The sequence below is a fragment of the Microbacterium sp. LKL04 genome (assembly GCF_900102005.1).
GTDB lineage: Bacteria > Actinomycetota > Actinomycetes > Actinomycetales > Microbacteriaceae > Microbacterium.
In genome coordinates this window covers 437,899-457,354 of the sequence record NZ_LT627736.1, presented here as the reverse complement: position 1 = coordinate 457,354, position 19,456 = coordinate 437,899, and the positions used below count along the sequence as shown (strand labels likewise).

20 protein-coding genes are annotated in these 19,456 nt (G+C 70.1%); 8 read left to right on the top strand and 12 right to left on the bottom strand.

Annotated elements, in window-relative coordinates:
- Window positions 1-92: 92 nt before the first annotated feature.
- Both rlmB and cysS read right to left on the bottom strand, forming a co-directional pair.
- Window positions 93-1,079: a 23S rRNA (guanosine(2251)-2'-O)-methyltransferase RlmB gene (rlmB, locus tag BLP38_RS02290; RefSeq protein WP_091352255.1), complete on the bottom strand. Its 987-nt coding sequence runs from the start codon at window positions 1,077-1,079 to the stop codon at window positions 93-95.
- The gene (gene cysS / locus BLP38_RS02285) at window positions 1,072-2,475 is read right to left on the bottom strand and encodes a cysteine--tRNA ligase (protein ID WP_091352253.1); all 1,404 of its coding nucleotides are present in this window, start codon (window positions 2,473-2,475) and stop codon (window positions 1,072-1,074) included. Before cysS ends, rlmB begins: the two co-directional genes overlap by 8 nt.
- A 58-nt stretch (window positions 2,476-2,533) precedes the next feature.
- Between cysS and BLP38_RS02280 the strand changes: the two genes are divergently transcribed.
- Together BLP38_RS02280 and BLP38_RS02275 are read left to right on the top strand one after the other, a co-directional pair.
- The gene (locus BLP38_RS02280; protein ID WP_091352251.1) at window positions 2,534-3,460 is read left to right on the top strand and encodes a DMT family transporter; all 927 of its coding nucleotides are present in this window, start codon (window positions 2,534-2,536) and stop codon (window positions 3,458-3,460) included.
- 1 nt (window position 3,461) lies between these two features.
- Window positions 3,462-3,935 carry a GNAT family N-acetyltransferase gene (locus BLP38_RS02275; protein ID WP_091352249.1) on the top strand — a complete coding sequence of 158 codons (474 nt, stop codon included), beginning with the start codon at window positions 3,462-3,464 and terminating at the stop codon, window positions 3,933-3,935.
- A 9-nt stretch (window positions 3,936-3,944) separates the two neighbouring features.
- Here the strand turns inward: BLP38_RS02275 and ispD are convergent, their stop codons facing one another.
- From ispD to BLP38_RS02260, 3 genes are all read right to left on the bottom strand, one after another.
- Window positions 3,945-5,135 carry a 2-C-methyl-D-erythritol 4-phosphate cytidylyltransferase gene (gene ispD / locus BLP38_RS02270; protein WP_091352248.1) on the bottom strand — a complete coding sequence of 397 codons (1,191 nt, stop codon included), beginning with the start codon at window positions 5,133-5,135 and terminating at the stop codon, window positions 3,945-3,947.
- Complete coding sequence (locus BLP38_RS02265) at window positions 5,132-6,409, bottom strand: acyltransferase family protein (protein WP_091352246.1); 1,278 nt, start codon at window positions 6,407-6,409, stop codon at window positions 5,132-5,134. The genes ispD and BLP38_RS02265 overlap by 4 nt, the downstream gene beginning before the upstream one ends.
- A 93-nt stretch (window positions 6,410-6,502) precedes the next feature.
- The gene (locus BLP38_RS02260; protein ID WP_065571227.1) at window positions 6,503-6,985 is read right to left on the bottom strand and encodes a CarD family transcriptional regulator; all 483 of its coding nucleotides are present in this window, start codon (window positions 6,983-6,985) and stop codon (window positions 6,503-6,505) included.
- A gap of 133 nt (window positions 6,986-7,118) precedes the next feature.
- On the opposite strand from BLP38_RS02260, the gene BLP38_RS02255 reads away from it, so the two are divergent.
- A complete protein-coding gene (locus BLP38_RS02255; protein ID WP_091352244.1) occupies window positions 7,119-7,604 on the top strand; it encodes a DNA modification methylase in 486 nt (161 codons plus the stop codon).
- 64 nt (window positions 7,605-7,668) lie between these two features.
- On the opposite strand, the gene BLP38_RS02250 is transcribed toward BLP38_RS02255, so the two are convergent.
- Window positions 7,669-8,352 (bottom strand): response regulator transcription factor, encoded by a 684-nt coding sequence (locus BLP38_RS02250; RefSeq protein ID WP_091352243.1) that lies wholly within the window; start codon window positions 8,350-8,352, stop codon window positions 7,669-7,671.
- On the bottom strand, window positions 8,349-9,542 hold the full coding sequence (locus BLP38_RS02245; protein WP_091352241.1) for a sensor histidine kinase: 1,194 nt from the start codon (window positions 9,540-9,542) through the stop codon (window positions 8,349-8,351). Before BLP38_RS02245 ends, BLP38_RS02250 begins: the two co-directional genes overlap by 4 nt.
- Window positions 9,543-9,719: 177 nt before the next feature.
- Here BLP38_RS02245 and phoU point away from each other — a divergent pair, with 177 nt between their 5' ends.
- Window positions 9,720-10,391, top strand: coding sequence for a phosphate signaling complex protein PhoU (gene phoU, locus BLP38_RS02240; protein ID WP_091352240.1), 672 nt, complete (start codon window positions 9,720-9,722; stop codon window positions 10,389-10,391).
- A 79-nt stretch (window positions 10,392-10,470) separates the two neighbouring features.
- On the opposite strand, the gene BLP38_RS02235 is transcribed toward phoU, so the two are convergent.
- A complete protein-coding gene (locus BLP38_RS02235; protein ID WP_091352238.1) occupies window positions 10,471-11,220 on the bottom strand; it encodes a phosphoglyceromutase in 750 nt (249 codons plus the stop codon).
- A 41-nt stretch (window positions 11,221-11,261) separates the two neighbouring features.
- On the opposite strand from BLP38_RS02235, the gene BLP38_RS02230 reads away from it, so the two are divergent.
- Window positions 11,262-12,086, top strand: coding sequence for a class I SAM-dependent methyltransferase (locus tag BLP38_RS02230; RefSeq protein ID WP_091352236.1), 825 nt, complete (start codon window positions 11,262-11,264; stop codon window positions 12,084-12,086).
- 31 nt (window positions 12,087-12,117) lie between these two features.
- On the opposite strand, the gene BLP38_RS02225 is transcribed toward BLP38_RS02230, so the two are convergent.
- The 4 genes from BLP38_RS02225 to BLP38_RS02210 all read right to left on the bottom strand — a co-directional run bounded on the left by BLP38_RS02225 (window position 12,118) and on the right by BLP38_RS02210 (window position 15,364).
- Window positions 12,118-13,212, bottom strand: a complete 1,095-nt coding sequence (locus BLP38_RS02225) for an FUSC family protein (RefSeq protein ID WP_091352233.1) — start codon at window positions 13,210-13,212, stop codon at window positions 12,118-12,120.
- A gap of 2 nt (window positions 13,213-13,214) precedes the next feature.
- Complete coding sequence (ygfZ, locus tag BLP38_RS02220; RefSeq protein WP_091352230.1) at window positions 13,215-14,297, bottom strand: CAF17-like 4Fe-4S cluster assembly/insertion protein YgfZ; 1,083 nt, start codon at window positions 14,295-14,297, stop codon at window positions 13,215-13,217.
- Window positions 14,294-14,899: an FABP family protein gene (locus BLP38_RS02215; protein ID WP_091352227.1), complete on the bottom strand. Its 606-nt coding sequence runs from the start codon at window positions 14,897-14,899 to the stop codon at window positions 14,294-14,296. The genes ygfZ and BLP38_RS02215 overlap by 4 nt, the downstream gene beginning before the upstream one ends.
- A gap of 171 nt (window positions 14,900-15,070) precedes the next feature.
- Window positions 15,071-15,364 carry a hypothetical protein gene (locus tag BLP38_RS02210; RefSeq protein ID WP_091352225.1) on the bottom strand — a complete coding sequence of 98 codons (294 nt, stop codon included), beginning with the start codon at window positions 15,362-15,364 and terminating at the stop codon, window positions 15,071-15,073.
- Between the two features lie 110 nt (window positions 15,365-15,474).
- Between BLP38_RS02210 and BLP38_RS02205 the strand changes: the two genes are divergently transcribed.
- The 3 genes from BLP38_RS02205 to BLP38_RS02195 all read left to right on the top strand — a co-directional run bounded on the left by BLP38_RS02205 (window position 15,475) and on the right by BLP38_RS02195 (window position 19,332).
- Window positions 15,475-16,161: a winged helix-turn-helix domain-containing protein gene (locus BLP38_RS02205; RefSeq protein ID WP_091352223.1), complete on the top strand. Its 687-nt coding sequence runs from the start codon at window positions 15,475-15,477 to the stop codon at window positions 16,159-16,161.
- A gap of 67 nt (window positions 16,162-16,228) precedes the next feature.
- Window positions 16,229-18,397 carry an RNA degradosome polyphosphate kinase gene (locus tag BLP38_RS02200; protein WP_091352221.1) on the top strand — a complete coding sequence of 723 codons (2,169 nt, stop codon included), beginning with the start codon at window positions 16,229-16,231 and terminating at the stop codon, window positions 18,395-18,397.
- Window positions 18,394-19,332 carry an NUDIX hydrolase gene (locus tag BLP38_RS02195; RefSeq protein ID WP_091352219.1) on the top strand — a complete coding sequence of 313 codons (939 nt, stop codon included), beginning with the start codon at window positions 18,394-18,396 and terminating at the stop codon, window positions 19,330-19,332. Before BLP38_RS02200 ends, BLP38_RS02195 begins: the two co-directional genes overlap by 4 nt.
- Window positions 19,333-19,456: the final 124 nt, after the last annotated feature.

The following is a 19,456-nucleotide window of genomic DNA, read 5'->3' as shown; positions in this document are numbered from 1 at the left end:
GGTTCCTCTCCTGCGGATGGACAGTCGAGTGCCAGTCTGACCCGTCTCCCTATGGTCGCGCTATCCGTCGGCCATGCAGCGACGCGTATGCGTCACTCGCTCGCGGAACGCAGCGTCGACACCTGGTACAGCGCGACGGATGCCGCGATGCCGGCGTTGAGCGATTCGGTCGCCGCGTTGATCGGGATCGACACGATCTGGTCGCAGGTCTCCGTCACGAGGCGCGACAGGCCCTTGCCTTCTGAACCCACGACGATGACCACGGGGCGGTCCGCGAGCTCGAGCGCCGGCAGCGACACGTCGCCTCCGCCGTCGAGACCGAGGATGAAGACGCCCTGCTTCTTGAACTCCTTGAGCGTCGTCGTCAGGTTCGGGGCGATCGAGACGGGGATGCGGGCGGCCGCGCCCGCGCTCGTCTTCCATGCGGCGGAGTTGACGCCCGCCGAGCGGCGCTGCGGCAGGATGATCGCCTGTCCACCGAAGGCGGCCGTGGAGCGGATGATCGCGCCGAGGTTGCGGGGGTCCGTGATCCCGTCGAGGGCGACGAACAGCGGCAGCTGGCCGCGGTCGATGACCTGCTCGAGCAGGTCCTGCGGGTGCGCGTACTCGTAGGGCGGCACCTTGAGCGCGACGCCCTGGTGCACGCCGTCGAACCCGGCCATGCGGTCGAGCTCCTGACGGGTGACCTCGAGGACGGGGATCTCGCGGTTCGTCGCGATGGAGAGCATCTCCTTGACGCGGTCGTCCATCTCGACACGCTGCGCGATGTAGAACGCGGTCGCGGGGATCTTGGCGCGGAGGGCTTCGAGCACGCTGTTGCGACCGGTCACGGTCTCGGTGTCGTCACCGGACTTCGCCTTGGGCGCGCGCCCGCCGGTCGTCTGCCGGATCTGCGGCTTGCCGCCCGCCGCGACGAAGCGCTCCTTCGCTGCCTTGCGCTTGCCGGCCGGGTGCCAGGCGCGGTCCTCGGCCTTGGGGGTCGGACCGCGACCTTCGAGCGAGCGCTTGTTCTTGCCGCCGGTCCCCTTCGTGGGGCCCTTCTTGCCGCGTCCCGCGGAGGGGTTGCCGTGCTTAGCCATCGTTCAGACTCCAATGGGTCCCCGAGGGACCGTCTTCGAGGACGACGCCTGCCGCCGCGATCGCATCGCGGATGCGGTCGGCTGCCGCCCAGTTCTTGGTCGCGCGGGCCTCCGCGCGCTGGTCGATCATGGTGCTGACGAGGCGGTGCAGGGCGGTCGCCATGGACTGCGCCATCACCGCGGACCACTTCGCATCCATGGGGTCTATGTCGAGAAGGCGCACCATCGCCGTCACCTGCCGGAGGGAATCCTCGGCGGCGGCGGAATCGCCTGCATCGAGGGCTGCGTTGCCCCGACGCACGGTCTCGTGGAGGACTGCCAGCGCCTGCGGCACACCGAGATCGTCATCCAGCGCCGCCGCGAACTCCTGTGGGACATCCGATGCGAACCAGCCGACGGATCCGTCACGGGCGCGGAGCCCGCGTTGCAGGAACGAGCGGATGCGGCCGAGCGCGGCATCCGCTTCGGTGAAGGTGGACTCGGTGATGTCGAGATTCGAGCGGTAGTGCGCCGAGATGAGCGCGTAGCGGACCACGAGCGGGTCGGTGTCGCGCAGGACATCCTCGGCCAGGAGGAAGTTGCCGAGAGACTTCGACATCTTCTGGTCGCCGACCGTGACGAGCCCGTTGTGCACCCAGTAGCGCGCGAAACCGTCGCCGGCCGCCGTCGATTGGGCGAGCTCGTTCTCGTGATGCGGGAAGCGGAGGTCGAGGCCGCCACCGTGGATGTCGAACTCGGGACCGAGGTATCGGCGGCTCATGGCCGAGCACTCGATGTGCCAGCCCGGTCGCCCGGAGCCCCAAGGAGAGTCCCATGTCGCGTCCGCGGGCTCGCCGGGCTTCGCACCTTTCCAGAGCGCGAAGTCGCGCGGGTCGCGCTTGCCGCGCGGGTCCGCATCGGCGGCCGATTCCATGGCGTCGACCGACTGACGGGTCAGCGCGCCGTAGGGCGCCCAGGAACGCACGTCGAAGTAGACGTCGCCGGCGGCGGCGTACGCGTGCCCCGCCTTGATCAGGCGCTCGATGAGCTCCTGCATCTGCGGGATGGACGCCGTCGCCCGCGGTTCGTAGGTGGGGGGCAGGATGCCGACCGCGGCATACGCGCGGGAGAATTCGAGCTCCATCCGGTAGGCCAGCGCCCACCACGGCTCCGATTCCGTCGCGTTCGCGAGGACCTTGTCGTCGATATCGGTGACGTTGCGGACGAAGGTGACCCGGCCGAATCGGTGCTCGAGCCACCGGCGGAGGATGTCGAAGCTCAGCGCCGCGCGGACGTGGCCGATGTGGGGTCCGGACTGGACCGTCGGACCGCAGACGTACATCGTGACGTTCTCGGGGTCGGCGGGCGCGAAGTCGCGCAGCGCCTGAGCCTGGGAGTCGTAGAGCCGAACCGTCACCGGTCCATGCTACCGGCGGGTGGCATCCGAGCCCGCTCCGAGGCGATAGAAAGGACGGGTGCTGCACGTGTTCGCCGTCTTGGCCGCCGCCCTCCTGTTCGGGACCACCGGAACGGCACGAGCACTCGGACCGGACGAGGCCTCGGCGCTCTCGGTCGGCGTCGCTCGGTCGGTGGTCGGCGGGACGGCCCTGGCCGTGCTGGCGTTCGGACTGGCCGCGGCGCATCGACGCCGGGTGCCGGACCGCCCTCGGCCGAAACCGACCTGGCGTCCGCTCGCCCTCATGGCCGTCACCGGTGTCGCGCTCAGCCTCTACCAGCCGCTCTTCTTCGTCGGCACGCAGACCAACGGTGTCGCGGTGAGCACGGTGATCGCCTTGGGCTCCGCTCCCGTGCTCGCCGGCATCCTGGAATGGATCCTCTCGCGCCGCGTGCCGTCGATGCTGTGGATGGGCGCGACCGCCCTGGCTGCGATCGGCGTGGTCCTGCTGGGGCTCGGCGGCGGAGGCGGCTCGGGCGGCGTCGACGCGCTCGGTCTCGCCGCCGCCGTCGGCGCGGGCGCGTGCTTCGCCGTGATCGCGAATGCGCAGCGCCGTCTCCTCGACGCAGGGTGGGACGCGTTCACCGTCGTGGGCGCCATGGGAGTCGGGTCCGCGCTGATGTGCGCGGCCGTCATCCCGTTCGTGGATCTGTCGTGGACCCTCACGCCGCCCGGCATCGCGATGGCACTGTGGCTCGGCCTCGCGACGATCGGCGTCGCCTACTCGCTCTTCACGTGGGGGCTGCAGGGACTCACTGCAGCGACCGCCGCGACGCTGACGCTCGCCGAGCCGTTGACCGCGACGGTGCTGGGCGTGACCGCGCTCGGCGAGACGCTGTCCCCCCTCGCCGTCGTCGGGCTCGCGGTCCTGGCCGCAGGCCTCGTCACCCTCGCGTGGGGCAGCCGTCGGCCCCGCGACCCCCGACCTTTCGCCGTGGAGGCCTGACATGCCCGTATCCGACGACCTCGACATCCGCGTCGACGATCTGACCGGCGAGTCGACCGTCGCGCTCGTCCGCCAGCACCTCGCGGGGATGCACGAGCTTTCGCCCGCCGAAAGCGTCCACGCACTGGACGTGTCCGCGCTTCGAGATCCCGCCGTGACGGTGTGGTCCGCGTGGCGACGCAACGACCTCGCGGGGATCGGCGCGCTCTCCCGCCTGAGCGACACGGACGGCGAGCTGAAGTCGATGCGCGTGACCGCCGACCACCTCGGGACGGGGGTGGGACGCGCGATCCTCCGCCACATCCTCGCCGACGCCAGGGCGCAGGGCGTCACCCGGGTGTGGCTCGAGACGGGCTCGGATGCCGGGTTCCTGGCCGCGCGGACGCTGTACGCCAGCGAGGGGTTCACCGAGTGCGAACCGTTCGGCTCCTACCGGCCGGACCCCGCGTCGACGTTCATGACGCGTCCCCTCTGACCCGCTCGATCAGGCGGGGACGACGACCGCGACCGCGAAGGCCGCCACGCCGTCTCCTGTTCCGGTGAACCCGAGGCCGTCGGTCGTCGTCGCCGACACGGTCACCGGCGCGCCGAGGGCGTCCGACAGCACGCGCTCGGCTTCGACGCGCCGCGCGGCGAAGCGCGGGCGCTTGGCCTGCACCTGAACGCTGACATTGCCGATCACCCAGCCGGCCTCCGCCGCGAGCGCGCGGGTCCGCGCGAGGAACGCCGCCGCATGCGCCCCCGCGTACTCGGGCTGATCCGTCCCGAAGTGCGTGCCGATGTCCCCCAGGCCCGCGGCCGCGAGGACCGCGTCCACGATCGCGTGGGCGACGGCATCCCCGTCGGAATGCCCATTCAGCCCCGGCTCCCCGGGCCACTCCAGACCGGCGAGCCACAGGGTGTCGTCCCCGCCGAAGGCGTGTACGTCTGTTCCGATCCCGACGCGCGGGATCGCCGGGGCGGGGACCCGGACGACCGGCGGGACGGGTGCGACGAGTGCGCGAGCGCGCTCGAGGTCTGCCGCTGTCGTGATCTTGAACGCGAAGTCGTCTCCGGGAACCGTTCGCACGACGGTTCCGGCTGCCTGGAGGAGCGCGGCGTCATCGGTGTGGTCGGCGGCCGCGTCGCGGTACGCCTCGTCGAGCACCGCGCGTCGGAACCCCTGCGGGGTCTGGGCCGCGGCGAGGACCGAGCGGTCGACCGGCTCGACCACCGCGTCGCCGTCGACGCGCTTGAGCGTGTCGACGACGGGGCGGACGGGGATGACGGCATCCGATCCGCCTTCAACGGCGTCGATCACACGTTCAAAGACCTCGGGAGGGGTGAGGGCGCGCGCGGCATCGTGGACGAGGACGATCTCGACGTCCGGCCAGACCGCCCCGAGTCCGGCGGCGACCGACGTCTGCCGGGTGGCTCCTCCCGCCACCACGGAGACCAGGTCCCGGCGATCCCCGGCAGCCTCGAGCGCCTCGGTCTCCGCGTCGCCGACCCGGTCGCCCGGCGCGACGACGATCACCTGTGCCTCGGGTGCGGCGAACACCCCGCGGAGGGCATGGCGCAGGATCGTGTGCGAGTCGATGCCGACGAACGCCTTCGCCGACCCCGTGCCGAGTCGCGTGCCCGAACCTGCGGCGACGACGATGACGGCAACACGCGGAACGGGGATGAGGCTCATGCCTCCGAGCGTACCGAGCCGTCGGCGACCGGGCTGCGGCGCAGCAGGAGGACGGCGACTCCCAGGAGGAGGGCGCCGACCACCGCTATCGGGAGGTCGAGGAACCACTCCATGACGGCGAAGGGCGGTACGAACGCGCACACCCACGCGACCGCCACGATCCCCGTGGCCGGCGCGCGCCCGAGCGTGCCCAGCGCCTCCCATTTCGCGAGGACCAGCGAGAGCGCGAGCAGCACTCCGAGCACCACGATGAACAGGATCGGACGCGACCACCACCACGCGGGCGACGCCGGCGCCGGTGCGGCGCCGGGGATCAGCAGGCTGACGCCCGTGAGGGCGAGCATGACCGGAAGGTGCCAGAGGTAGATCGTCATGAGGCGCGACCCGAGGACGAAGACCACGCCCTGCATCGCCCGGAGCGCCATGAGGCGCGCGAGCACCGGCTTGAGCAGGCGCAGCAGGCAGGCCTGCGCTATCCCGAGGATGACGAGCGGAACCGTCGGCGGATTCAGGTTGCCGAGCATGCTCGCGGAGTACGGGCCGAGGGAGGTGAGCGGCCAGAGCAGGAGGTAGCACGCCGCCGCGATGGCGACGAGGGAGAGCGGATGCCGTCGGTCGAACCATCCGTCGGCGTACCAGAACCCGAATTGCTGGATGAGCGGCCAGACGAAGAGGAGATTGAGCAGCCCGATCTCCGGGATGCCCGTCGAGAAGCGCACGGCGTCGACGAGGACGACCCCCATCGCGAGGGTCAGAAGCGTGAGGACCGGGCGGCGGGCATGGCACGCCGCCAGGAGCGGCACCGCTGCCTGACAGAGCAGGTATGCGGCGAGGAACCAGAGGGGGGATCCGGCGCCGATGGCGGCATCCGCAACGAGCTGGTCGGGCAGCCCCGCCGCGGTCGCGACCCCGAGGACGACGGCGAAGAAGATGAACAGCGGCAACGCCGGCTGAGCAAGGCGGAGCGTGCGGGTCCGCACGAACCCGGCGGCGTGGCCGCCCTTCGCGGTCCAGGAGCGCCAGCCCGTCGCCGAGGCGAACCCGCCGACGACGAAGAACAGCGGCATGATCTGCCCGACCCAGGTTGCTGCGTTGAACCAGGGCTGCTCTTCGGCGGGACGGGATGCCGCGAGCCCGCCGTCCGGGCCGGGACCGATCCCCACCTGCACGAGGTGGACGACGATGACGAAGAGGACGCACACCACGCGGGCGAGGTCGAGCGTGAGATCACGACGCGAGAGGTCCACGGTGGCGGTCACGGAACGGGTGGTCACGGGCACATCATGCCGCACCCCGTCACCGCCGTGCGGCATGCGCTCGGACAACGAAGAACGGCCGGCTGAGCAGCCGGCCGTTCTCAGAATGTGTCAGGAAGCGAGGACCTCGTCGAGGACGGTGGATGCCTTCTCCTCGTCGGCCTTCAGCGCCAGCGCGATCTCGGAGATGAGGATCTGCCGGGCCTTGGCCAGCATCCGCTTCTCCCCCGCGGACAAGCCACGGTCCTGGTCGCGGCGCCAGAGGTCGCGGACGACCTCGCTGACCTTGATGACATCGCCCGACGCGAGCTTCTCGAGGTTCGCCTTGTAGCGACGCGACCAGTTGGTCGGCTCCTCGGTGAAGGGTGCGCGCAGGACATCGAAGACCTTCTCGAGCCCGTCCTTGCCGATCACGTCGCGGACGCCCACGAGATCGACGTTGTCCGCAGGGACCTCGATGATGAGATCGCCCTGGGTGACGTTGAGCTTCAGGTATTTCTTCGTCTCGCCCTTGATGACGCGATCCTTGACCTCGATGATGGTCGCAGCGCCATGGTGCGGATAGACGACGGTTTCGCCAACCTCAAAAAGCATGCAGTTGTGTCCTTTCGGCAACCTCCAGAATACCACAGGCGACATACGCTAAGGTTCGCCGCCGACCTGCCCGATGCCACTCCCACGACCCCATAGGATGAGAGGGTCGCCGTTCGTGTCATCTGGAGGATCCGTGAAATCGCGTCTCATCGCGTCCCTGGCCCTGGGCGCCGCAGTCGTTCTGGGCACCACCGGCTGCAACATGCTGGCCCCGCAGGCGACGACCATCCAGTACTCCGCTTCCGACGGCGTCAACATCCCCGACTCCGGGCCTCTCAAGGTGCGCAACGCCCTGATCATCGCCGACGAGGAGGGCACGCTGGGCAACCTCGTCGCCTCGATCGTGAACTCCACCGATGACGCGCTCGCCCTGAACGTCTCGATCGAAGGCCAGCCGCAGAGCGTCGAGATCGCCGCGAACTCCTCCGTCACCCTCGGCGTCGACATGGCACCCATGACGTTCGACAACGTCGGCAAGCCCGGCGCCAACGTCGAGGTCTCATTCCAGTCCGGCGAAGGCGAAGGCGTCCGCGTCTTCGTCCCCATTCTCGACGGCACGCTGCCCTACTACACGCAGTTCGTGCCGACCCCCGCCCCGACGGCGACGCCCGCCGGCTGATCTCACGCTGCACGACGAAGGCCCCCACCGACTCGGTGGGGGCCTTCGTCGTGTGGCCGCGTCGTCAGGCTTCGAAGCGATAGCCGAGCCCGCGCACCGTGAGCAGCATGCTCGGGTCGCTGGGGCTCTTCTCGATGCGGGAGCGGATGCGCTTGATGTGGACGTCGAGGGTCTTCGTGTCGCCGAAGTAGTCGCTCCCCCACACCCGGTCGATGAGCTGACCGCGGGTCAGGACGCGACCGGCATTGCGCATGAGGAGCTCCAGGAGCTCGAACTCCTTGAGCGGCATCGAGATCTCGGTGCCTTCGACCGAGACGGTGTGGCGGTCGATGTCGAGGGTGACGCGCCCGCCTTCGATGATGCGGTCGTCGACGTCGAGCTCGTCGTTCTCGCTGCGGCGGAGGACCGCGCGCATGCGTGCGAGCAGTTCCCGAGACGAGTACGGCTTGGTGATGTAGTCGTCCGCGCCGAGTTCGAGTCCCACGACGATGTCGACTTCGCTGTCCTTGGCCGTCAGCATGATGATGGGCACCTTCGAGGTGGACCGGATGACGCGGCACACCTCGGTCCCCGGCATCCCGGGGAGCATGAGGTCGAGCAGGACGATGTCGGCGCCACGCGAGGTGAACGAGTCGAGGGCGATGCCGCCGTCTTCGGCGATCTCGACCTCGAATCCCTCTCTGCGCAGGAGGTAGGCGAGCGGGTCGGCGAGATCGGGTTCGTCTTCGACGATCAGGACGCGGGTCATGGTGTCTTCCTTTTGGCGGGCGCCTTCGCGCCGATCTTCTTGGGCTTCTTCTTGCGAGTGGGGGTGTCGCGATCCGCCTCGGCGACGAGGGGAAGTCGGATCGTGAACGTCGACCCGCGACCGGGACGCGACCACAGCTCGACCGACCCGCCGTGCCGCTGGACCGCGTGCTTCACGATCGCGAGGCCGAGGCCGGTTCCGCCGGTGCGGCGAGAGCGCGCTTGATCGGCGCGGTAGAACCGTTCGAAGACGCGCTGCTGGTCATCCTCGGGGATGCCGATGCCGTGGTCGGCGACGGCGATCTCGACGGCGCCGTCGGCTTCGCGCACGCCGATCCCCACCTGCGCTCCGGCGGGCGAGTAGGCGATCGCGTTGGCGAGCAGGTTGCTGACGGCTTCGGTGAGGATCTGCGGGTCGCCTCGCACGAAGAGCCCCTTCTCCCCTCCACTGGCGACGCTGATCTCCGCCGACTCCGCGGCGATGGCCTGGGATTCGATGGCCGACCGGACCACCTCGTCGACCGCCACGTCGCGCATCTCGGCGATCTCATCCGCCGACTGCAGGCGCGAGAGGTTCATGATGCGGGAGGTCAGCTGCCCGAGGCGGGTCGCCTCACCGCTGAGCCGCCGCACGAAGTGGCGCACCTGATCGGGGTCGTCGGCGGCGGACTCGATCGCCTCGGCGAGCAGCGTGACCGCGCCGACGGGCGTCTTGAGCTCGTGGGAGGTGTTCGAGACGAAGTCGCGGCGCATCTGCTCGACGCGCTCGCGCTCGGTGATGTCGCGGATGACGATCAGCGTGAGCCGCGGCGTGATGACACTGGCCCGCGCGGCGACGACGCGAGGCTCGACCCCGCGGTTGAGGGTCATGTTCTCGGTCGCGGGGAGCCCCGTCTGACGAGCGTTGCGCACGAGGTGCCGGAGGCGATCGGCGTCGAGGGTCTCGTTGACCGTGAGCGAGAACACCTCTGCCGTGGCGGATGCCGCGAGCACGAGCATGGACGGATCGACCACGACGGCGGCGTCGTCCATCGCCTGGAGGACGGAAGCGGTGCCCTCGGGCATGTCCAGCGATGTCACCAGCCGGGTGCGCGCGCGCTCCTGCATCGCGTAGACCACGAGTCCGACCGCGCCGGCGCCCACGAAGAGCCCCACGACGAGCGCCAGCAGCTCGAGCTGCGTCGAATCCATGACCCCAGCGTAAGGTGGTCGCACCTCCGCAATCGGACGGAAATCGGCCCGTGCGTCGCGCACCGTCGACTGTTCACCGTGTCGGCACCGACCGTTAACCTGAGCGCGGGAGGATCGCCGAGGTCTCTGCGCGACAGGTCGCGCCCCTCACCCGCCCGCACGAAGAGAAGGTGCTCCATGCGCGAAGTTTTCCACCAGTCCCTCGAGGACGTGCAGACCCGTCTCGTCGAGATCTCCGACCTCGTGACGGTCGCGATCGAGCGGGCGACCCGCGCGTTCGCGACGAGCGACGTCGCCCTCGCCGAGGACGTCATCGACAACGACAAGGTCATCGACGACAAGGCCATCGAGCTCGACGAACTGGCCATCGAGATCCTCGCCCGTCAGCAGCCGGTTGCCCGCGACCTGCGCATCGTCGTCGCGGCGCTGCGTGTGAGCGCCTCGCTCGAGCGGATGGGTGACATCGCCGAGCACATCGCCCAGCTGACGCGCATGCGCTTCCCCGAGCGCGCCGTCCCGAAGGGCCTCAAGAACACCTTCACCAAGATGGGCGAGATCGACACCGAGGTGGCACGCACCCTCGCCGACCTCCTGCGCACCGAGGACCTGTCGCTCGTGAGCCGTCTGCACGAGCTGGACGACGAGCTCGACGCGCTCCACCTCGCGGTCTTCGAGAAGGTGCTCAGCGACAACTGGCAGGGCGAAGCGTCGGCGACCGTCGACGCGACGCTCGCTTCCCGCTACCACGAGCGCTTCGGCGACCACGCGCTCTCCGTCGCGAAGAAGGTCTCGTACCTGGCCACGGGCACGTGGTCGGCCGACCCCGAGGGCGTCGACGCCGAGGTCTGATCCCGGCTCGGGTGCGCCCGGACGACGAAGAGCGGATGCCGCGAGGCATCCGCTCTTCGTGTTCCCGGTGGCGTGCCGGTTACTTCTTGCCCTGCGAGGCGACCGCGGCGGCGCCGGCGGCGGCGGCTTCGGGGTCGAGGTACTCGCCCGGCTCGAGCGGCTCGAGGTTCTCGTCGAGGCGGTACACGAGCGGGATGCCGGTGGGGATGTTCAGCTCGGCGATGTCGTCGTCGCTGATGCCGTCGAGGTGCTTCACGAGCGCGCGGAGGGAGTTGCCGTGGGCCGTGACCAGGACGGTCTTGCCGGTCTTGAGGTCGGGGACGATCTCGTTCTCCCAGTACGGGAGCAGGCGGTCGATGACGATCTTGAGCGACTCGGTGCGGGGCACGTCGCCGTCGATGTCGGCGTAGCGCACGTCGCCGACCTGCGTGTAAGGGTCGTCGTCGGAGATGTCCGGCGGCGGAACGTCGAACGACCGGCGCCAGAGCATGAACTGCTCCTCGCCGAACTCGTCGAGGGTCTGCGCCTTGTCCTTGCCCTGCAGGGCGCCGTAGTGACGCTCGTTCAGACGCCACGAACGCTTGACGGGCACCCAGAGGCGGTCGGCTGCGTCGAGCGCGATGTTCGCGGTCTGGATCGCACGCGACAGCAGCGACGTGTGGAGGATGTCGGGGAGCAGACCCGATTCCTTCAGCAGCTCGCCACCGCGCTGGGCCTCCGCCTTGCCCTGATCGGTGAGGCGGACATCCACCCAGCCGGTGAACTGGTTGGACTTGTTCCACTCGCTCTGACCGTGCCGAAGGAGGATCAACGTGTAGGGGGCTGTCATGCCCGCAATCCTACCGGCGCGGTGGGTGCGATCATGGGGTCATGACGCGTTCCGATCCGGTCGTGGGGCAGGTGACCCGGGGGACGACGAACACCAACCGGCTGCGCCGGGTGGATCGTTGGATCGCTCGGCATCCGATCCTGCGACGGACAGCGGACCCGCTCGTGGTCGACCTCGGCTACGGGGCGAGCGGCGTGACCGCGTTCGAGCTCGAGGCGAGGCTCCGTCGCGCTCGCCCCGACGTCGAGGTGCTGGGGCTGGAGATCGAACCCGCGCGCGTCGGTCGGGCGCGCGAACAGCTCGCTCGGGTGCGCGCGGGCGAGGCGAGCTTCGCCCGGGATGCCCGGGTCTCCTTCGCGCGCGGCGGGTTCGAGGTACCGGTGCCGGACGGTCGACGTCCAGCCGTCATCCGCGCGTTCAACGTGCTGCGGCAGTACGACGAGCACGAGGTCGCCGACGCATGGGCGCGGATGGCGTCGCGCCTGCGCCCCGACGGCATGCTCGTCGAGGGGACGTGCGATGAGCTCGGTCGGATCTCGACCTGGATCGAGGTGGGGCCGGATGCCGCGCCGCGCAGCCTGACCATCTCGTTGCGGCTCGCGGAGCTCGACTCCCCCGCGATCGCGGCGGAGCGCCTGCCGAAGGCGCTCATCCACCGGAATGTGCCAGGGGAACGGGTGCACGACGTGATCGAGGCGCTCGACCGGGAGTGGACGCGCGCGGTCGCGGCGTCAGCGTTCGGGCCCGTGCAGCGGTGGCGCGCCGCGCTCGACGCGCTCGACGCCGCGGGATGGGCGATCGGCGGTCGCGCGCGATGGCGGCTCGGCGAGCTGACCCTGCCCTGGGACGCTGTCGCGCCGCGGTGACCCCGCGATTACGCCGTGGTGACGAACGGGGTCAGACCCGCGGCAACCGGGCCCGGGCGTCCGCCGGGCTGAGGCCCGTCGCGCACAGCAGGTCGGTGGCGAGGGGGCGGAGCGCCGTGATGAGCGTCTGGTCGCCGAGGGAGCCGTCGGGCACGAGTGCGATTGGATCGAGGCGCGCGGCGACCGCGGTGAGCACCTCGCGCGCAGCCGGTTCGTACGTGATGTCGGTGAGGGACTGCTGCACGAGGTCGGCGCCGCGGATCAGCTCGACCAGGAGGTCGGCTGCGACATCGCGCTCGCGGCCGTCGTCGACGAGGTAGGCGGCGCGGCGCGCGACGACGCGGAGGTTGCGCACCGCGAGGTCCATGCTCACCCGCATCCGTTCGTACCGTTCCAGCTCGAACCGTTGCCGCCGCAGGAACGGCGAGATGCGGGCGATCGCTGCGCCGGATTCGACCGAGGTCTTCCAGTCGTCCACGAGGCCCTGCAGCTCGCGCGCCTTCTCGAGACCACGTTCGGTCCGCACCCGACTGCCGCGGCGAAGCCCCTGGGCGACGGTGCCGGCGGCGCCCTGGAATGCGGAGAACAGGCGCCCGGCATCCGTCAGCGCGGTCCGCAGCGGACTGCGCGGGATGAGGGCCGTCACCAGCAGCGCCATCGCGCCGCCGATGAGCGCGTCGAGCAGGCGCAGGAACGGCACCTGGGCTGGCACGACGACGACGATGATCGACTGGATCGCCGCAGCGATCGCGAACCCCGCCTGCGGGGACACGAAACGGGCGATCGACAGACTGACCGCGAGAGTGAGCGCGAGCTGCCACCAGCCGTTGCCGGCGAGGAACACGACGAGCTCGGCGACGAACACGCCGAGCGTCATTCCGATGACGGTTTCGAGGACGCGCCACGGTCGCGCGTCGCGGACGAGTCCGAGGCTCGAGATCGTGACGGTCGCCGCGATCAGCGGGGCGGGATGCCCGAGGCCGTAGTGCGCGATCGAGAACGCCGTGCTGGCTGCGACGACCAGCTGAAGGATCGCGACGGCGGAGCCCTTCAGGCGGGTCCACCCCTCGCGCGGGTACCGGCGGGCGGTGGGTACCGGAGCCGTCGCCGTCGGTTCCCCCGTCATCGTCAGCGGCGCTGGGACAGGCGCGGCAAGCGCGGGACGGATGCCGCGCGACCCGCATTCGGCGGCACGACGACCTCTTGCGCCGCGGCGATCTCGCCGTCAGGCACCTCGACCGTCAGCGCGGCGTCGACCGGCACGGACCGCTTCACGATGGCGAGGGCGATGGGACCCTCCTCGTGGTGACGGGCGACCGAGGTGACGGCGCCGACATCGGCCCCGTCGAGCCGGACCGCTGCGCCGGGTGCCGGGAGCTCGGCATCCGATCCGTCCAGCTGGAGCGAGACGAGTCGCCGCGGCGGGTGGCCGAGGTTGTGGACCTTCGCGACGGTCTCCTGTCCGCGGTAGCACCCCTTGTCGAGGTGGACCGCGGTGCGGAGCCAGTCGACCTCGTGCGGCAGGGTGCGTCCGTCGGCCTCGCTCGCGGCGCGCGGGCGCCACGCGGCGACGCGCAGAGCGTCCGCGGCGAGGTATCCCGCGAGGCGGGCCTCACCGCGGCCCGCCGCGGCGGCGAGGTCGTCGAGGACGGCACGGCGCACGACAGCCTCGGCCCAGTCGCGATCGGCTCCCGGGTGAGGGTCGACGGCGGCGTATCCCCAGCCGCCGATGCCGACATTCGGCCACGGGTCGCGCCAGACGACCTCGGCGCCGAGCGCATCGACGGCCGCGTTCGTGCCGGCGACGACGGCGAAGCCCTCGGACGCGTCCTGCGGGTCGACGCGCAGGCGGAAGCGCATGCGGGTCAGCCAGGTCAGGAGCGCGCCCGCCCGGTCCCGGTCGACGATGAGCCACGTGCGCTCCCCGTCGTCGACGACGGATGCCGCGTGCTCCACGTGCCCCTGCGGATCGAGCACCAGCAGTTCGGTGCCGACGCCGGGAGCGAGCGCGGCGAGCGCCTGCGATGTGATCGAGTCCAGCCACGAGAGCCGGTCCTCGCCCGCGACTGTGAGGACCGTGCGATCGGCCAAGGGCGCGACCGCAGAGCCCGCGGCGAGGTCGCGCTGCTCGCGGACGGGGTTGCCGAGGTGCGCGAGACCGCGCTCGTCGACGACGGCGCCGGGGACTCCCGCGAAGACGTCGGCGGTCACTGGACCCTCGCCAGCCGCGCGGAGGCGTGCGACGACAGTGCGGTGCCGAGGGCCGCGATGTCCCAGGCCCAGAGCAGGTGGCCGTCGACGAGGCCGTACATCCGGGTGGCGGACGAGTAGTCCTTCGCACCGGCGGGACGCACGATCGCATCGGTCGCGATGTCGATGCGCGGGCCGCGGACCTGTCCGAGGTAGAGCTCGCTGATCCCGTCGGAGTGGACGAGCGCCACTTCGATCTCGAACCCGCCGCCGTCGGCGCGCAGCGCCTCGACGTCGTCCACGGTCCGGGCCGCGTCACGGGGGGCGAGGGCCGGAAGAAGTGCCGGTCCTGCGTCCTGCTCCGTCGAGGGACGGGACAGACGCCAGAAGCCCGTCTCGGCGACGAGGTCGTGGCGGGTGCCGTCGGCATCCTCGAACCATGCGGTCGCCGCGTAGTTGAGCGCGTCCCCGCCGTCGTGGCTGAAGCTCACGCGGTGGGAGAACTCGCCTGACATGGTCCGACCCTGCGCGTCGTATTCGAGGACGCCGGTGCCTTCCCAGACCCCGATGAGCCAGGAGAGCGGGACCAGATCAGCCGGAAGGTCGGTCGGCAGATCGATCACGGTCTCAGCGCTGACCGCGGTAGAGGTTCCACACCACGACGCCGGACACGAACGCGATCGCGAGCGATGCGAGGCCGAGCAGCCCGACGAAGAAGAGTTCGAGTGCGACGAGATCCATGCCGTCCACTTTAGCCGCCGCGGACGCGGGTGCGGTCGACGGATACCGCCGGCTCAGAAGCCGGCAAGGAGCTCGGCGAGCGCGAAGCCGGCACCGAGCAGGCCCATGACGGCCAGGGCACCGAGGACGCTCGCCGCGATGCGGACGATGAAGCCCTGCGACCGGCCCGAGGCGAGCTGGACCGCGAAGGCGACGAAGAAGCAGAGGCCGAAGCCGACGAGCAGCCACGCGCCGCGCCAGTCCGGTTCGACGAAGACGCCGACGGCGAGCGCGACGAGGGCGGCGACCACCCAGACCGCGATGACGCCGGCGATCCGACGACGGGGCAGGATCTCGGGCGCGGTCATGGTCCCATTGTTGCGCACAGCGCGGGCGGGTGCACCGGCGGCGACACGGCGCCTGCCGGGGGTACCCCTAAGATGAAACGCGTTTCCGAGTCTGCACCGGAGGGTCCTCCTTGGCACAGCTGCTCGTCCTGAGCTCCGCCGCCGGCGGCGACTCCGTCCTGCCCGCCCTCGAGCTCCTCAGCCACCGCGTCCGGCAGATCCCCGCCGAAGCCGCGCAGCTGGTGAACGCCCCGAACGCGGACGTCGTCTTCGTGGATGCGCGCAAGGACCTCGTCGGAGCGAAGTCCCTCTGCAAGATCCTCACGACGACGGGGCTCGACTCTCCGCTCGTGCTCGTCGTCACCGAGGGCGGCCTCACCGCCGTCTCACCCGACTGGGGCATCGACGACGTCATCCTCGTCACCGCCGGTCCCGCCGAGGTCGACGCCCGCATCCGCCTCGCCGTCGGTCGCGTCTCGAAGGAGCAGGTGTCGACGCGCATCCAGACCTCGGGCATCAGCATCGACGAGTCCTCTTACTCGGCGAAGGTGCACGGGAGGCCGCTCGACCTCACCTACAAGGAGTTCCAGCTCCTGCACTTCTTCGCGACGCATCCGTCCCGGGTCTTCACCCGCGAGCAGTTGCTCAGCGAGGTCTGGGGATACGACTACTTCGGCGGCACCCGCACCGTCGACGTCCACGTCCGACGTCTGCGCGCCAAGCTCGGCGACCTCGAGCAGCTCATCGGCACCGTCCGCAACGTGGGCTATCGCTTCAACGTGTACGAGGACGACCAGCTGCCCGGCGCGCCCGCCTGAGGCCGACACAGCGGCATCCGTCCGTCGTGTTCACGCATGGGACACGTCGCCCTGCAATGATGTGGGGATGATCGACACCCAGGTTCACGACTCCGGACTGGGCGACGCGGACGACGACGACTTCGACGACGTCGTCGAGGCGTACGACTCGCAACTGCCCGACAACCGCTACCTCGACCGCGAGCTCAGCTGGCTCGCCTTCAATCAGCGCGTACTGGAGCTGGCCGAGGATCCGAACCTGCCCACGCTCGAACGCGCGAACTTCCTGGCGATCTTCGCGAGCAACCTCGACGAGTTCTTCATGGTGCGCGTCGCGGGTCTGAAGCGCCGCATCCTCACCGGACTCGCGGTTCCCACCAACGTGGGGCGCGCTCCCCTCGACGTGCTCGCCGACCTCGCCACCGCCGCGCACGCGCTGCAGGAGCGCCACGCCGCGGTCTGGTCGAAGCAGGTGCGGCCCGCCCTCGCCGAGTCCGGCATCGAGGTCGTGTCGTGGGCCGATCTGTCGGATGAGGAACGCGAGATCCTCTACGACTACTTCTCGTCGCAGGTGTTCCCGGTGCTCATGCCGCTGGCAGTCGACCCGGCGCACCCGTTCCCCTACATCTCGGGGCTCTCACTCAATCTCGCGATCCGCATCCGCAACGCGCGGACCGGACGCCAGGAGTTCGCGCGTCTCAAGGTGCCCCCGATGATGCCGCGCCTCGTCGAGGTCCGGAAGGACGGCAACACCGTCCGCTACCTCCCGCTCGAAGAGCTGATCTCCGAGAACCTCGGCGACCTCTTCCCCGGCATGGAGATCCTCGAGCACCACACGTTCCGCCTCACCCGCAACGAGGACGTCGTGATCGAGGAGGACGAGACCGAGAACCTCATCCAGGCGCTCGAAGCGGAGTTGCTGCGTCGCCGGTTCGGTCCGCCGATCCGCCTCGAGATCACCGAGGACATGGACGACGTCACCCTGTCGCTGCTGCTCGACGAGCTCGACATCACCGAGAACGACGTCTACCGACTGCCCGCGCCATTGGATCTGCGCGGCCTGTTCTCGCTGTCGCAGATCGAGCGGCCCGACCTGCGCTACCCCGCGCACGTACCGAAGACGGCGACGCCCTTCCAGCCCGCCGAGCAGAACGGACGCGCGGACCTGTTCGCCGCCATCCGCAAGGAGGACATCCTCGTCCACCACCCGTACGAGTCGTTCACGACGAGCGTCGTCTCGTTCCTGCAGCAGGCCGCCCGCGACCCCCACGTGCTCGCGATCAAGCAGACGCTATACCGCACCTCGGGCGACAGCCCGATCGTCGAGGCCCTCATCAACGCGGCGGAGAACGGCAAGCAGGTGCTCGCCCTCGTCGAGGTGAAGGCGCGCTTCGACGAAGCGGCGAACATCGGGTGGGCTCGCACGCTCGAGAAGGCCGGCGTCCACGTCGTCTACGGCCTCGTCGGACTGAAGACGCACTGCAAACTCCTGCACGTGATCCGCGAGGAGGACGGCGCCCTTCGCAGCTACAGCCACATCGGCACGGGCAACTACAACCCGAAGACGAGCCGCATCTACGAGGACTACGGGCTGTTCACGGCGAACGAGCAGGTCGGTCGCGACCTCACCCGTCTGTTCAACGAACTCAGCGGGTACGCGATCGAGAAGAAGTTCAAGCGCCTGCTCGTCGCTCCCCTGCACCTGCGCAAGGGACTGCTGCGCCTCATCGACGCCGAACGCCGCAACGCGCTGGACGGCAAGCCCGCCTACGTGCGCATCAAGGTGAACTCGATGGTCGACGAGCAGATCATCGACGCGCTGTACCGGGCGAGCCAGGCCGGCGTGAAGGTCGACGTGTGGGTGCGCGGCATCTGCTCCCTGCGCTCCGATCTGCCCGGGGTGAGCGACAACATCACGGTCCGCTCGATCCTCGGCCGCTACCTCGAGCACTCCCGGATCTTCGCGTTCGCGCACGGCGGGGAGCCGCAGGTCTACATCGGCAGCGCCGACATGATGCATCGGAACCTCGACCGTCGTGTCGAGGCGCTCGTGCGCGTCATGGAGCCGGCCCACGTGACCGAGCTGCTGGCGCTGTTCGACCTCGCGATGGACGACGGCACGAGCTCGTGGCACCTCGGTGCCGAGGGCGAATGGACGCGTCGTCACCTGGGCGCCGACGGCACGCCGCTCGTCGACCTGCAGGAGAAGACGATGTCGGACGTCCTGCGCCGGCGGCGCCAGCGGGCGGTGCGATGACCGAAACCGCGGTCTACGCCGCCGGCGGCGTGGTGTGGCGGATGCTCGACGGCAAGCTCCTCGTGCTCGCCATCCACCGCACCAAGTACCGCGACGTCACCCTGCCCAAGGGCAAAGTCGATCCCGGGGAGACGCTCGCCGAGACGGCCGTGCGCGAGATCCACGAGGAGACCGGCATCCGTGTGCACCTCGGCGTGCCCGTCGGGATCTCGAACTATCGCCTGCCGAGCAAGCGGACGAAGATCGTGCACTACTGGAGCGCGCAGGCGACCGAGAAGGCCATCCGCGAGTCCGCGTTCGTCCCGAACCGCGAGATCGCCGCACTGGAATGGATGCCGGCGCGCAAAGCGCTCGGCAAGCTGAGTTACCCCGTTGACGTCGAGATCCTCGAGAACTTCCTTCGCCTCGTGGACGACGGCGTGCTCGAGACCTTCCCCCTGGTGGTGCTGCGTCACGCGAAGGCGACTCCGCGCGATGACTGGTCGGGAGAGGATGCCGCGCGCACCCTCTCCCCTCGCGGCAAGAAGCAGGCGAAGGCGATCGTCGGACCGCTCCGGGCCTTCGGGGTGCGCCGCGTGTACTCGAGCGACGCGGTGCGGTGCGTCGACACTGTCACCCCGCTGGCGAAGTCGCTGCGCCGCGACATCCGTCGTACCGCCGCGATCTCGCAGGATGCCTGGGATGCCGGGACCGCGGACGCGCGCACTCTCGTCGGCACGCGCGTGCGGGCGCGAAAGCCAGCGGTGCTGTGCTCGCACCGGCCGGTCCTCCCCGACGTGATGCACGAGATCGCGCTGGCGACGGGAACGGTGAAGGGCTCGTACCTCGGCGCCGCGTCGTCCCTCGAACCGGGCGCCTTCTCGGTCGTCCACCTCTCGGCGACGAACCCCGGATCCGGGATCGTCGCGATCGAGACGCACGCGCCGCAGGTGTGATCCGACAGACGGACCCGTTCGGACCGGGTCCGTTCACCTGTCGTTCACCTCCGGAGCGGAACCTGGTCACCGGCGGCTCTTAGCGTCGAGCCAGCCCCGCACCGGGGTGTCCCGATCACCCGAA

What these genes read in the sequence shown, in the direction of transcription:
- rlmB (WP_091352255.1), bottom strand. Translation starts at nt 1,079, where the DNA reads ATGGCTAAGCACGGCAACCCCTCCGCGGGACGCGGCAAGAAGGGCCCC.
- BLP38_RS02275 (WP_091352249.1), top strand. Translation starts at nt 3,462, where the DNA reads ATGCCCGTATCCGACGACCTCGACATCCGCGTCGACGATCTGACCGGC.
- ispD (WP_091352248.1), bottom strand. Translation starts at nt 5,135, where the DNA reads ATGAGCCTCATCCCCGTTCCGCGTGTTGCCGTCATCGTCGTCGCCGCA.
- BLP38_RS02260 (WP_065571227.1), bottom strand. Translation starts at nt 6,985, where the DNA reads ATGCTTTTTGAGGTTGGCGAAACCGTCGTCTATCCGCACCATGGCGCT.
- BLP38_RS02250 (WP_091352243.1), bottom strand. Translation starts at nt 8,352, where the DNA reads ATGACCCGCGTCCTGATCGTCGAAGACGAACCCGATCTCGCCGACCCG.
- BLP38_RS02245 (WP_091352241.1), bottom strand. Translation starts at nt 9,542, where the DNA reads ATGGATTCGACGCAGCTCGAGCTGCTGGCGCTCGTCGTGGGGCTCTTC.
- phoU (WP_091352240.1), top strand. Translation starts at nt 9,720, where the DNA reads ATGCGCGAAGTTTTCCACCAGTCCCTCGAGGACGTGCAGACCCGTCTC.
- BLP38_RS02235 (WP_091352238.1), bottom strand. Translation starts at nt 11,220, where the DNA reads ATGACAGCCCCCTACACGTTGATCCTCCTTCGGCACGGTCAGAGCGAG.
- BLP38_RS02230 (WP_091352236.1), top strand. Translation starts at nt 11,262, where the DNA reads ATGACGCGTTCCGATCCGGTCGTGGGGCAGGTGACCCGGGGGACGACG.
- BLP38_RS02225 (WP_091352233.1), bottom strand. Translation starts at nt 13,212, where the DNA reads ATGACGGGGGAACCGACGGCGACGGCTCCGGTACCCACCGCCCGCCGG.
- BLP38_RS02210 (WP_091352225.1), bottom strand. Translation starts at nt 15,364, where the DNA reads ATGACCGCGCCCGAGATCCTGCCCCGTCGTCGGATCGCCGGCGTCATC.
- BLP38_RS02200 (WP_091352221.1), top strand. Translation starts at nt 16,229, where the DNA reads ATGATCGACACCCAGGTTCACGACTCCGGACTGGGCGACGCGGACGAC.
- BLP38_RS02195 (WP_091352219.1), top strand. Translation starts at nt 18,394, where the DNA reads ATGACCGAAACCGCGGTCTACGCCGCCGGCGGCGTGGTGTGGCGGATG.